10 protein-coding genes are annotated in these 13,032 nt (G+C 62.1%); 2 read left to right on the top strand and 8 right to left on the bottom strand.

The genetic code is table 11. The annotated features are described in order from the left end of the window. The first annotated feature begins 259 nt into the window (after positions 1-259). Positions 260-1,033 carry a uridine phosphorylase gene (gene udp, locus ACOX7T_RS05915; RefSeq protein ID WP_433440816.1) on the top strand — a complete coding sequence of 258 codons (774 nt, stop codon included), beginning with the start codon at positions 260-262 and terminating at the stop codon, positions 1,031-1,033. A 95-nt stretch (positions 1,034-1,128) separates the two neighbouring features. Here the strand turns inward: udp and ACOX7T_RS05910 are convergent, their stop codons facing one another. The 7 genes from ACOX7T_RS05910 to ACOX7T_RS05880 form a co-directional block, all read right to left on the bottom strand. After that, positions 1,129-2,019 carry a ribokinase gene (locus ACOX7T_RS05910; protein WP_433440814.1) on the bottom strand — a complete coding sequence of 297 codons (891 nt, stop codon included), beginning with the start codon at positions 2,017-2,019 and terminating at the stop codon, positions 1,129-1,131. Between the two features lies 1 nt (position 2,020). Further along, positions 2,021-2,416, bottom strand: coding sequence for a D-ribose pyranase (rbsD, locus tag ACOX7T_RS05905; protein ID WP_433440812.1), 396 nt, complete (start codon positions 2,414-2,416; stop codon positions 2,021-2,023). Beyond that, positions 2,413-5,106, bottom strand: a complete 2,694-nt coding sequence (locus tag ACOX7T_RS05900; protein ID WP_433440810.1) for a beta-glucosidase family protein — start codon at positions 5,104-5,106, stop codon at positions 2,413-2,415. The genes rbsD and ACOX7T_RS05900 overlap by 4 nt, the downstream gene beginning before the upstream one ends. 31 nt (positions 5,107-5,137) lie before the next feature. Next, entirely contained in the window at positions 5,138-6,094 is a 957-nt protein-coding gene (locus ACOX7T_RS05895; RefSeq protein ID WP_433440808.1) for an ABC transporter permease, read from the bottom strand. A 4-nt stretch (positions 6,095-6,098) separates the two neighbouring features. Further along, a complete protein-coding gene (locus ACOX7T_RS05890; RefSeq protein ID WP_433440806.1) occupies positions 6,099-7,217 on the bottom strand; it encodes an ABC transporter permease in 1,119 nt (372 codons plus the stop codon). Next, positions 7,210-8,709 (bottom strand): ABC transporter ATP-binding protein, encoded by a 1,500-nt coding sequence (locus tag ACOX7T_RS05885; RefSeq protein WP_433440804.1) that lies wholly within the window; start codon positions 8,707-8,709, stop codon positions 7,210-7,212. Before ACOX7T_RS05885 ends, ACOX7T_RS05890 begins: the two co-directional genes overlap by 8 nt. Before the next feature lie 177 nt (positions 8,710-8,886). Beyond that, a complete protein-coding gene (locus tag ACOX7T_RS05880) occupies positions 8,887-9,981 on the bottom strand; it encodes a BMP family ABC transporter substrate-binding protein (RefSeq protein ID WP_433440803.1) in 1,095 nt (364 codons plus the stop codon). Between the two features lie 300 nt (positions 9,982-10,281). Here ACOX7T_RS05880 and ACOX7T_RS05875 point away from each other — a divergent pair, with 300 nt between their 5' ends. Continuing rightward, positions 10,282-11,298 carry a LacI family DNA-binding transcriptional regulator gene (locus ACOX7T_RS05875; protein WP_433440801.1) on the top strand — a complete coding sequence of 339 codons (1,017 nt, stop codon included), beginning with the start codon at positions 10,282-10,284 and terminating at the stop codon, positions 11,296-11,298. A 69-nt stretch (positions 11,299-11,367) separates the two neighbouring features. On the opposite strand, the gene ACOX7T_RS05870 is transcribed toward ACOX7T_RS05875, so the two are convergent. Further along, entirely contained in the window at positions 11,368-13,032 is a 1,665-nt protein-coding gene (locus tag ACOX7T_RS05870; protein WP_433440799.1) for a formate--tetrahydrofolate ligase, read from the bottom strand.

Raw genomic sequence — 13,032 nt, 5'->3', positions numbered from 1 at the left:
CTTCAAACATGTTTCTGTGACATGGTACATAGAGAACACCGCTGAAACAGCGGGAAACTATCAACATATTAGCGCAATTCAGGGCATCCGTAAAGGGCACGAAGAGATTTTGCCAGAAAAAAGGGAAAATCCATCCAAAAGGGCATGGAAAAGCGACCGGATGCAGAACGGAAAAATGGACAACTGGGGTTGCGAAAGGGAGAATAGAGCGGGTATAATGAATAAAAAAGCAAGAAATTTAAGATATGAGGTGAGCAATATGCACGAACATGAGCTTCAGTTTCACATCAAGTGCAAGGCGGGGGACGTGGGTCGTTATGTGCTGCTGCCCGGCGATCCGGGCCGCTGCGAGGTTATCGCCTCTCATTTCGACAACCCGGTGAAAATCCAGTCCAACCGGGAGTACACTACCTATACCGGCACCCTGCTGGGTGAGAAGGTATCGGTCTGCTCCACCGGTATCGGCGGACCCTCCGCCGTCATCGCCATGGAGGAGCTGACCAAGATCGGCGCCGACACCTTTGTCCGGGTGGGCACCTGCGGCGGCATCAGGCTGGACGTGAAGTCCGGCGACGTGGTCATCGCCACCGGCGCTATCCGCCACGAGGGCGCCAGCCGGGAGTACGCCCCCATTGAGTTCCCAGCCGTGGCCGACTATGAGGTCCTCACCGCACTGGTGGACTCCGCCCGGGACATGGGCCACGTGTGGCACGCAGGCGTGGTCCAGTGCAAGGACTCCTTCTATGGCCAGCACGACCCCGCCCGTATGCCTGTCTCCTATGAGCTCCAGGCCAAGTGGGAGGCCTGGAAACGGCTGGGCGTCCTGGCCTCTGAGATGGAGTCGGCGGCCCTGTTCTGCTGCGCCTCCGCCCTGGGTGTGCGCTGCGGCTCCGCCTTCCACGTCATCTGGAACCAGGAGAGAGACGCCGCCGGCCTGCCCCAGGACGAGAGTCACGACGTGTCCTCCGCCGTCCGTGTGGGCGTGGAGGCCATTAAGCGCCTGATTCAGGCTGACCGGGCCAAGCAGGGCTGATACTGGTACATACAAAAAGGAAATAGGAGAACCGGCAGGCCGCCTGGCCTGCCGGTTCTCTTTTGCGGGGAGAAAAATAAGAGGGTAGGAAGATGTCAGGATTGGGGTGCGAAGGCCTGCACCTCGTCCCAGAGGGGGATGGAGGGCACGGCCCCCTTGCGGGTGACCGCCAGGGCGGAGGCCCGGGAGGCCAGCTCCAGAGCCTGGGCCACGGGCAGCTCCTTCAGCAGGGCGCTGAGGAAGTAGCCGGTAAAGGTGTCGCCGGCGGCGGTGGTGTCCACCGCGTCCACAGTATAGGCCTGCTGCCGGAGCGCGGTGTCCGCGTCAAAGTACCAGGAGCCGTCCTTGCCCAGTGTCAGCACCGTGCGGGCGCTGGGGTAGGTCTTTCTCATGTAGTCCATGATGCCCTCGGGGCTGTCGCAGCCGGAGAGCACACTGCCCTCAATCTCGTTGAGCAGGAACAGGGACACCTTGGACAGGTCGCACTCCTTCAGGGCCGGGCCGATGGGGGAGGGGTTGAGGACCACTGTCATGCCCCGGTCATAGGCCCTGTCGATGAGATAGGGGAGCAGGTTGATCTCGTTCTGGAGCAGCAGCAGGTCGCCCCGGTCAAAGTGGGAGAGCACCTCGTCCACAAAGTCGGGAGTCATCTGCCCGTTGCTGCCGGCGTAGAGCAGGATGCAGTTCTGGGCGGTTTTGTCCACCTGAATGATGGTGTGGCCGCTGGGGCCGGGCATCTCCCGGATGAACCGGGCATCAATCCCGTTTTCCCGGCACACGTCCAGCAGCATGCCGCCATCGCCGCCGATGAGTCCGGCGTGGTACACCGGTACTCCCGCCCGGGCCAGGGCCACGGACTGGTTCAGGCCCTTGCCGCCGGGAAAGGCCTCCCGGCCGTCAGAGGCCAGGGTCTCACCGGCCCGGACCATATGGTCCACCTGGTAGACATAGTCGATGTTCAGGGAGCCAAAGTTGAGCACCTTCATCTCAGAAGGTCACCCCCGCCCGCAGAATCACGTTGGCAAAGGAGGAGCACTCCCCGGTGCGGATGGCGAACTTGCAGCTGCGGCTGAGCTCCTTGAGCTGGCTGTGGGGCATACTCTCACTGGGAACGCCGGGCAGAACCTGCTCCAGATGGCTCTGAAGAGACTTGTTCTGCTGGGCGGTCTCCTCCGCCACATAGTAAAACTCCACCTTGGTCTCGGCCAGCACCGCGTCCAGCACGTCGGTGAAGGAGGGGATGCCCCGGCACAGGGCCAGGTCGATGATGGGTACGCCCTTGGGGATGGGCATACCCGCATCCCCGATGAGGAAGGTCTCCATGTGGCCCAGCGCGGCGATCTGGTGCATCAGCTCCGCGTGCATAATACCGTTTTTCTTCATACTCGCACCTCTGCCGTCAGACGGATATCACGGGAGGAGGCCCCGATGAGCACCTGCCGTGCCCCGGTAAACGTCTGGAAAGTCTGTGTGGTCTTGTCGTAGTACTGGAAGCAGCGCCGGGGGAGGGTAAAGCGGACGGTCTTCTCCTCACCGGCCTTGAGGGACACCCGGCGGAAGTCGGTCAGCAGCTTGGGTACGGTCTGGATTCCGGGAGGAATCTCGCCGGGCCGGCCCAGATAGCACTGGGCCACCTCGTCGCCGTCCCGGTCGCCGGTGTTCCGGATGGTGCAGCACACCTCCAGGTCCTCGCCCTTCCAGGCGCAGGTGGGCGCGCTGTACTGGAAGGTGGTGTAGCTCAGGCCGTAGCCGAAGGGGTAGAGGGGCTCCTTGCCCGTCTCGTCAAACCACCGGTAGCCGTTGAGCAGGCCCTCGGTGAAGTAGGCGGTGTTGGGGTGGACGGCGTCCTTTTCGCTGATGCGGCCGGACACGGCGTAACGCTCCGGATGCTCCGGGTCACGGGCGGCGATGTCCTCCAGCTTCCTGGGGAAGGTGACGGGCAGGCGGCCGGCCGGGTTGGCCTTGCCCTCCAGCACCGCCAGAGTGGCCCGGGAGCCCTCCTGGCCGGAGAACCACATCTCCAGAATGGCCTTCACCTCGTCCCGCCAGGGCATGAGCACCGGGTCGCCGTTGTTGAGCACCACCACGGTGTTGGGATTGGCCTTTGCCACCCGGTGGATGAGCTCGTCCTGGTTTTCCTCCAGTGACAGGGTGTCGTTGACGCTCTGGTGCCAGGCAAAGACGATGGCCACATCCGCCTGGGCCGCGGCCTGCTCCGCCTTGGCCATGGCGGCCTCGTACATGGACGGGGTGGTCCAGGCCAGCCGGACGCTGAGGGGCTCCAGATAGACACAGGTGTGGTTGAAGTAGAGCTCATACTGCTTGCCCTTCTCCAGGTAGACGGCGCCGCCGGCGTTGTTCCAGCCGTCGGAGCAGGGGACCACCTCGGAGAAGGGGTTGGCAATGCCGTTGGCCGAGATGCGGGTACCCATGCCGATGCGCTCCAGGCAGCGGTCGCTGCCCACCTCACGAATGTACAGGTTGCCCGAGGTGGAGATGGACAGGTCGCCGTTCTCCACGCCGTTGCGGTGGAAGGCCTCCAGCCCGGGGAATTTGCTCTGGAGGCTGAGACGGTGCATGCCGGTCTCCTCCGGGGTCAGGTAGCCGTGCCACATGTAGTACTCCTTGGGGGTCTCCTTGAAGAAGCCCCTGCGCTGCTCACGGGGCAGGGCGGGGAGGGGATGCTCGCTGTCAAAGTCCACGTTGGGATCGATGACAAAGCTGTCGGGACGGGGGTAGTCCTCCAGGTCGCCGTTGCTCAGAGTCTCGTAGGTGAAGCGGGCCACATACCGCTGGATGCCGTTCTCCTGGGCGTCGGGGGCGGGCCGCAGGCAGCGGGAGGGCACCACCACGCCGTCCAGATCGTCGCCCACGGAGAAGGTGACGGCGTCGCCCAGACGCTCCTTCAGCAGGGGATAGAGGCCGGTCCGGCGGTCGTCGAAGCCGTAGGGGGACTCCTTGAAGGTGGGCATGACCTGCTGGGCGGCGCCCGGGCCGATGAGGGCCACCTTCTTCCCCTCAAAGGAGATGGGGAGAATATTGTCCTCGTTCTTCAGCAGCACAGCGCCCTTTTCCGCCACCTGCTGGCAGACCTGAATGCTGTGGGCCTTGGTGCCGGCGTCGATGTCGCCGGGGACCCGCTGGGGCTCGTCCAGCATACCGAAGCGGTCCAGGGTGTCCAGGTAGTAGTAGACCGCCCGGTCCAGGTCCTCCATGGTCACAGGCTGGTTGGGGTCCTCGATGGCCTCCAGCAGCCGCTTGCCGTAGGTGGAGAGCTCGCTGCCCTCGTCGTAGTAGTCCTCGCCGGGCATCTCCAGAGTGGCGCCGTGGCGGATGGAGTTGGGGTCGTAGAGGCAGTACCAGTCGTCAAAGATGAAGCCCTTGAAGCCCCACTCGCCTCTGGCACAGTCCTTCATCATGTGGCCGTAGTCATAGGTCCAGGTGCCGTTGATCTGGTTGTAGTTGGTCATGGCGCTGGCCACCCCGGCCCGCATGACCAGCTCGTAGGGCAGCATATACAGCTCGTGGATGGTCTGCTCGTCCAGCACGCAGTTGCCCGCGCCCTGGGCGGCGCCGGTGCTGGAGGCGAACATCTGCTTCAGGTTGGCCAGGGCCTGGTGCTTGTCCTGGATACCCATGGCCTCCTGGGCGCCCATCTCGCCGTTGAGGATGGGGTCCTCGCTGTAAGTCTGGTAGTTGCCGCCGTTGCTGGTGCCTTTGAGGGAGATGGGATCACGGGCGATGTTGACCCGGGGGGTCAGAATCAGGTGTATGCCCGCCGACTTGGCCTCCCGGCCCATGGCCTGGCCATAGAGGAAGGCGCTGTCCCGGTCAAAGGTGGAGGCCAGGCTCACCTTGGCGGGGAACACGGTGGTCTCAAAGCTGATGTTGACGCCCTGCTCACCGTCGGAGATCAGGAGGTCGGGGATGCCCAGCCGCTTGTTGCCCCGGACAAAGCCCGCCTGATTGGCGCGGTAGGGGTCCCACAGCTGGCCGTGGACGCAGAGGAGCTTCTCCTCCGCGCTCATGGAGCGGATCATATCCAGCACCCGCTGATTGGTAAACTGTTCCATGAAAATTGGTCGCTCCTTTCCTTCTCCCGGCTTACTGGGCGGGAGCCTTGGCCAGGCTGGCCTTACCCTTGGCAAGGCGTTTCTTCTTCTGCAGCCGGTAGTAGGCGTACACGCACATGGCCAGCAGGGTGACCACATAGGGGATCATGAGCACCAGCTGGGAGGGCAGGTTGATGGTCTGAAGGGTGTTGGCGGTGGCATCGGCCACGCCGAAGAACAGGGAGGCCACTGCCGCGCCCACGGGGTGCTGGCCGCTCATGGCGGCTGCGGCGATACCGATCCAGCCGCGGCCGGCGGTCAGGTCCTTGGCGAACCAGGACACGTAGCCCATGGACATATACACGCCGCCCATGCCGGAGAGCACGCCGGCGATGGTCAGGGCGATGCTCTTGGTGCGGTAGACGTTGACGCCCACCGACTTGGCTGCGTCGGGGTTCTCGCCCACGGACCGGATACGCAGGCCCAGGGGGGTGCGGAACAGGATGAACCACACCAGAATGACCATGACGAAGGACATGTAGGTGACGATGTTGTGGCCGGAGATGATCTCGCCCAGCACGGGGATATCCTTAATGAAGGGAATGTCCACCGAGGGCATCACCTTGCTGCTCAGGGAGGTGGAGATGCCGCGCACGCCGGTGAGGGCGAAGAGGAAGAACACGGTGCCGCCGCTGCCCAGCAGGTTGATGGCGATACCGGCCAGAATGTCGTTGACCTGGAGCTTGAAGATGATGTAGGCCAGCAGATAGCCGCTGATGGCGCCCGCCGCAATGCCGGCGGCAAAGCCCAGCCAGGCGCTGCCCGTATAGGCGGAGACCACCACGCCGGTGAAGGCGGAGATGAGCATGGTGCCCTCCATGGTGATGTTGCCCACGCCGGCCCGCTCCGAGATGACCGAGGCCAGGGCGGCCAGCAGGATGGGGGTGGTCAGACGGAGCACGGAAAAGCCGAAGGATGCGCTGAATACCAGTTCCAAGATTTCACTCATTGTTTCACCCTCCCATCTCTTCCTGGGCAGCTTCCAGCTGCTTGCTCAGGGCGTAGGTCTTCTTCTGCCGGTAGCCGGAGAGGAACTGCTCCGCCAGCAGGAACACCAGAATGACGGCCTGAATCACGGAGACGAAGTCGGTCTGCATGCCCGCCCGCATGGACATCAGATCGGCGCCCTTGCGCAGGTAGGCCAGGAACAGGGCGGCCAGCGGGATGTACTTGGGGTTGCGGCCGGCCAGAATGGCCAGAGTCACGCCGTCCCAGCCGTGGCCGGTCAGGTCGGTGTAGGAGAAGCGGGAGTAGAGCGCCAGGGTCTCGATGGCGCCGGCGCCGCCGGCCAGGGCGCTGCCCAGCACCTGGGAGCCGATGGTCACCGCGCCGATGCTGATACCGCTGTACTTGGCGAACTTCTCGTTCTCGCCCACCAGACGGATCTCATAGCCCCAGCGGGTGTAGTACATGAAGTAGTAGGTCAGCACCACCAGCACAATGGCAACGATGATGCCCACGTGAATGTTGCTGCGGGGAATGAGCTCCAGCAGCTTGGCGCTGTCAGGGTACTTGCGGGAGACCACGCTGCCCGCGTTGGGGTCCCGGAAGAAGTAGCTGATAATGAACAGGCCCAGCTGGAGGCAGGCGTAGTTGAGCAGCAGGGAGGCCACCATCTCGGAGGCGCCCAGCTTGTGCCGCATCAGGGCGGGGATGGCACCCAGCAGGCCGCACACCACCGCGGCGGCCAGGATGCACACCACGGGGTGAATGCCGGCGGGCAGATCCACCGACAGAGCCACCGCGGCAGCCACCACCGCGCCGAAGAAGAAGCCGCCCTCAGCGAACAGGTTGAACTGGTTGGCGCTGAACATGATGCAGACCGCCAGGCCGGTGATGACGATGGGGATCCACATGGTGAACAGGCTGTAGAAGTTGTTCAGGCTCAGGAGAGGCCCGATGAGCAGGTATTTGATGGCCAGCAGGGGGTCATCGCTGACGATCAGGATGATAACAATGGAGAGCAGAATGCCGATGGCGATGGCCAGCGAGGTCCGCATGAGGGAGAAGCGCCGCTCCAGCGCCTCCTGGGTCATCCCCGGCTTGTGGAGCTTTTGTTTCAGTTTATCCATGGAATTTCTCCTCTATCTCTTCCGCAGACTGTTCTTTCACACCCAGCATGTACAGGCCCAGCTCCTCCTCGGTCAGGGTGGAGGAGTCCTCAAAGTAGCCGGAGATACGGCCGTTGTGGAACACGGCCAGGCTGTCGGACAGGCCCAGCACCTCGTTCAAATCCGCCGAGTTGACCAGAATGGCCTTGCCCTCGTCCCGGAGCTGAACCAGACGGTTGCGGATGAAGGTGGCCGCGCCGATGTCGATGCCCCGGGTGGGCTGGTCCACCAGGATGACCTCGGGCTCCACAGAGAACTCACGGGCCACGACAACCTTCTGGATGTTGCCGCCGGAGAGCATGCCGATCTCCTGGTCCCTGCCGCTGCACTTGACGTGGTACTCTTCGATCAGGTGGTCGGCCTCTTTTTTAATCTCCTTGGTGTTGAAGAGGATCTTGCCGGTAAAGGGGGCCTTGCGGTGGCGTCCGGCCAGGATGTTGTTGGAGATGCTCAGCTTTTTGGCCGTGCCCTCCGCCATGCGGTCCTCGGGGATATGGGAGATGCCCGCCTCGCGGATTTCCCGGATGGAGTGGTTGGTCAGGTCCTTGCCGTTGAGGGTGATGGTGCCGGAGGAGAGACGCTCCACGCCGGCGATGGCCTCCAGCAGCTCGTGCTGGCCGTTGCCTTCCACGCCCGCCAGACCCAGAATCATGCCCTTCTTCACGTCCAGGGACACGTTGTCCAGCAGCTTCCGGCCGGTGGTACTGTTGTGGCAGGTGACGCCACGGAGCTTGAGCACCGTCTCGCCCGGCTTGGCCTTGTCCTTCTCAATGACCTCCACCACGTCGCGGCCCACCATCATTCTGGAGATGTCGGCCTCGGTGACGTCGGCAATGTTCCGGGTGCCAATCATCCGGCCGTTGCGCATGACGGTGACCCGGTCGCACAGCTTTTTCACCTCGTAGAGCTTGTGGGAGATGAAGAGAATGGTGTGGCCCTGGTCCCGCAGGTGCTTGAGCTCCACAAAGAGCTCCTCGGTCTCCTGGGGGGTGAGGACGGTGGTGGGCTCGTCCAGAATGAGGATCTCCGCGCCCTTGAGCAGGGCCTTGATGATCTCCACCCGCTGCTTCAGACCCACCGAGATGTTCTCCACCTTCTCCCGGGCGGGGACGGGCAGATTGTACTTCTGGGCGATTTCCTCGGTCATCTGGATGGCCTTCTTGGCATCAAAGCTGAGGCCCCGCTTGGGCTCCACGCCCAGCACCACGTTCTCCGCCACCGTCAGGGAGGGCACCAGCATGAAGTGCTGGTGCACCATGCCGATGCTGTGCTCAATGGCCTTGGCGGAGGAGGTGAGATGGACCTTTTCACCCTTGACATAGATGTCGCCCTCGCTGGGCTGCTCGATGCCGTAGAGCATCTTCATCAGTGTGGACTTTCCGGCGCCATTCTCGCCGCAGATGGCGTGAATTTCGCCTTTTTCAGCGGAAAAATTGATGTCCTTGTTTGCCATGACACCATTTCCGTATACCTTCATCAAATGCTCGACCCGCAAGATTTCACTCATCGGAGAAGGTCACCCTCTTTCTGCTGTTGTAGGTTTAGACGCCTAAGGGCCGGAAGAGAGTCACTCCGGAGAATGACTCTCTTCCAACAGGCGGCAGACTTGCATCTGATAGCTTATCGGTTCTTACTTGATGTACTGGGCCTTGAACTCAGCCAGCTCCTCGGTGGTCATGCCGTAGGCGGAGGAGACGGTGATCTTGCCGTCAATGATGTCCTGCTTGGCCTGGGCAATGGCGGCGGCAGACTCCTCATCCACGTGGGCCAGGTAGTTGTCGTTCTCCACGATGCCCACGCACTCCTTGTCCAGACCCAGGCGCTCGCAGGTGCCGTAGGGGACCTCGCCGCTCTTGTAGAGCTCATAGGCCCGCAGCAGGGAGGTATCCACCCGCTTGAGGGAGCTGGTGAGGATGGTGGCGGCCTTGTCGGGATCGCTCTCGGCGAAGATCAGAGACTGATCGGTATCGGAGCCGATGGCCAGGTTGCCGGTCTCCTTGGCGGCCTCAAACACGCCCACACCGGCGTTGGAGGCCAGCTGGAACACCACGTCGGCGCCGGCGTTGTACTGCACCAGAGCCAGCTCCTTACCCTTGGCGGAGTCGTCCCAGTTGCCGGTGTAGGACACGATGGCCTTGATGTCGGGGTTGACGTAGGCGGCACCCTCCAGATAGCCCACCAGGGAGTCGTTGACCACGGTGGAGTCCTCGCCGCCGATGAAGCCGATGACGCCGGTCTCAGACACGCTGGCGGCGGCCATACCGGCCAGGAAGGCGCCCTCGTTGGCGTTGTAGGACATGCTGTACACGTTGTCGATGCCCTCGATGGGCTCGTCAAAGAACCAGAACTCCATCTCGGGGTAGTCGGCGGCAGCGGCCTCGATGTACTCCATCATGGTCCAGGAGCCGGCGATGACAATGTCCCAGTCCTCGCTGAGGGTGTCGGCGATGATGGAGTCGTACTTGGACTTGTCGGTGGTCATCTCGATGACCTTGGTCTCCACCTCGTCGGGGTACTTGTCCTGGATGGCCTGGATGCCGGCAGCGGAGCAGTCGTACCAGGCAAGGTCGCCCAGGTAGCCGTTCAGGAGCAGAACGATTTTGGTCTTTCCATCATCGCTTCCGCCGTTATCGCCGGAAGGGGAGTCGCTGCATCCGGCCATAACGGCCAGCAGCATGGCAGCCAGGAGCAGGCAGACGAGACGCTTGATACTGTTCTTTTTCATTTGTGACCCTCCATGTTTATAGTATTCCGTTTCCTTTGCTTGCTGCTTTTTCAACTATTAAAACGTTTTAATAGCCAAAAAAATAAAATGCCACCTTGGTCTGCGGTTTTTCGACTTTTGTCTGCCTGCATGGTATCATAATTGTACGAACTGTGTCAATTGTAATTGTTCAAAATCCATATTTTTCGACACTTTGTATAGTTTTGGCTTGACTGTTTTGAATAGATAGACTAAAATCGTTTTAACAATAACATTGTTGTACAGTACAAAAAGAGAAGTGTCGCAGGAAGGATGAGCGGAATGCGGACAACAATCAAAGATGTGGCAAGGGCCGCGGGAGTATCTCCCTCCACTGTCTCCCTGATTTTGAATGAGAAGCCGGTCTCCATCTCTCACGATACCAGGGAAAAGGTGCTCCGGGCGGTGAAGGAGCTGCGTTACAGGCCCAATCAGCTGGCGGTGGGCCTGGTGACAAAGACAACCAATACCATCGGACTTATTCTGCCCGACTCCAATAACCCGTTCTTTGCGGCGCTCTCCAATCAGATTGAAATGCGGCTGCGCCATGAAAATCTGAATGTCATTATCGGCAATACCGGCGGCGATCCCAAGATCACGCGGGAGTACCTGCGCATTTTCTCCGACCGCCGGGTAGACGGGATTGTGCTGGCTCAGCTGGACTTTGAGGACGCAGAGGAGACCGTGAAGTGTCAGGAGCTGCTGAAGGATATTGATATCCCGGTGGTGTACGTGGACCGTGTCACGGATGACGGAAACCATGTCACGGTGGCAGTGGACCAGACGCAAATCGGCTATCTGGCCACCAAGCATCTGTTGGAGCTGGGCCACCGGCGGATCGGCTGTGCCTCCGGGCCCATTACCCTGAACGTAAACGTGCAGCGCTACGCGGGATACCGCAAAGCCTTTGCAGAGTACGGAATTCCGGTGGACACGGAGCTGCTCTTCTGCGATACGCTGTCCATCGAGTGCGGCAACAGAGCACTGCCCTGCCTGCTGGGACAGAATGTCACGGCGATTTTTGCCTTTAACGATATGATTGCCTACGGCGTCTATAAGGAGTGCCGCAGCTATAATCTGTCCATTCCCCGGGACCTGTCTGTGGTGGGAGTGGATGACATCGCCTTTTCCGATATCATTGACCCGCCGCTCACCACTGTGGCGCAGCCTATCTGTGAAATTGCAGAGCACGCGGTGGACGGAATGCTTCAGCTGCTCCAGAATCCGAAGGGGAAGAAGCCCATTTCCCAGCTCACCCCGATTCTGAAGGTCCGCGGCAGCACGGCACGCATCCGGTAAATGAAAAGACAAAACGGCTGTGCCGGCGCATTGCGCCGGCACAGCCGTTTGTGATATACGGTTTCTTGATTAGAACAGACCGGTAATTCTGCCGTTCTCGTCCACGTCGATATTCTCGGCAGCAGGCATCTTGGGCAACCCAGGCATGGTCATGATGTCTCCGGTGAGGGCCACCAGGAAGCCGGCACCGGCAGCCACCTTCAGATTCCGCACGGTGATGCGGAAGCTGCGGGGAGCGCCCAGCAGGGCGGCGTCATCGGAGAAGGAGTACTGGGTCTTGGCCATGCAGATGGGCAGCTTGTCATAACCCAGGTCGGTGAGCTGTTTCAGCTGCTTGCGGGCGTTGGAGGTCAGGTCCACGCCGTCGGCGTGGTAGATCTTCCGGGCGATGGCATCCAGCTTCTCCTCAATGGAGCTGTCCGCGTCGTAGCAGAAGCGGAAGTTGCCGGGGGTCTCGCACAGGCGCATGACCTCCTTGGCCAGGGCCTCGCCGCCTTCGCCGCCCTTGGCCCACACCTCGCTGAGGGCCACATTGACGCCCAGGGCCCGGCACTTCTCCTCCACCAGGGCCAGCTCGGCCTCGGTGTCAGTGGGGAAGCGGTTGATGGCCACCACGCAGGGCAGGCCGTACACCTGGGTGATGTTCTCCACATGCTGGAGCAGATTGGGCAGGCCCTTCTCCAGGGCAGCCAGGTTCTCGGTGCCCAGCTCGCTCTTGGCCGCGCCGCCGTGGTGCTTGAGGGCACGGACGGTGGCTACCACAACCACAGCGGAGGGAGTCAGGCCGCCGTAGCGGCACTTGATGTCCAGGAACTTCTCAGCGCCCAGGTCGGCGCCGAAGCCGGCCTCGGTGACGGCGTAGTCGCCCAGCCGGAGTGCGGCGTCAGTGGCGGTGATGGAGTTGCAGCCGTGGGCGATGTTGGCGAAGGGGCCGCCGTGGATGAGGGCGGGGGTGTGCTCCAGAGTCTGGACCAGATTGGGCTTGATGGCGTCCTTCAGCAGGGCGGTCATGGCGCCGTCCGCCTTCAGGTCACGGGCGGTGACGGGCTTGTCGTCCCGGGTGTAGGCCACCACCATGCGGCCCAGCCGCTCCTTCAGGTCCTTCAGGCCGGTGGCCAGGCAGAGTACCGCCATGACCTCGCTGGCCACGGTGATGTCGAAGCCGTCCTCACGGGGCACGCCGTTGACCTTGCCGCCCAGGCCGCAGACGATATTGCGCAGCTGGCGGTCGTTCATGTCCACGCAGCGCTTCCAGGTGATCTTGCGCACGTCGATGTCCAGGGCGTTGCCCTGCTGGATGTGGTTGTCCAGCATAGCGGAGAGCAGGTTGTTGGCCGCGCCGATGGCGTGGAAATCGCCGGTGAAGTGGAGGTTGATGTCCTCCATGGGCACCACCTGGGCGTAGCCGCCGCCGGCGGCGCCGCCCTTGATGCCGAACACGGGGCCCAGGGAGGGCTCACGCAGGGCCAGCACAGCCTTCTTGCCCAGCCGGTGGAGTGCGTCGGCCAGACCCACGCTGGTGGTGGTCTTGCCCTCGCCGGCGGGGGTGGGGTTGATGGCGGTGACCAGAATCAGCCGTCCCTTCCGGGGCAGGGCGCTGATGGCCGCCGGGTCCAGCTTGGCCTTGTAGCGGCCGTAGGGCTCCAGCACCTCCTGGCTCACGCCCAGCTCCTCGGCCACCTGGGTGATGGGCAGCATGGTGCACGCTTGGGCAATCTCAATGTCGGTTTTCAT

The organism is Pseudoflavonifractor sp. (assembly GCF_050943825.1).
GTDB lineage: Bacteria > Bacillota > Clostridia > Oscillospirales > Oscillospiraceae > Pseudoflavonifractor.
This window is presented reverse-complemented; position numbering and strand designations above follow the sequence as displayed.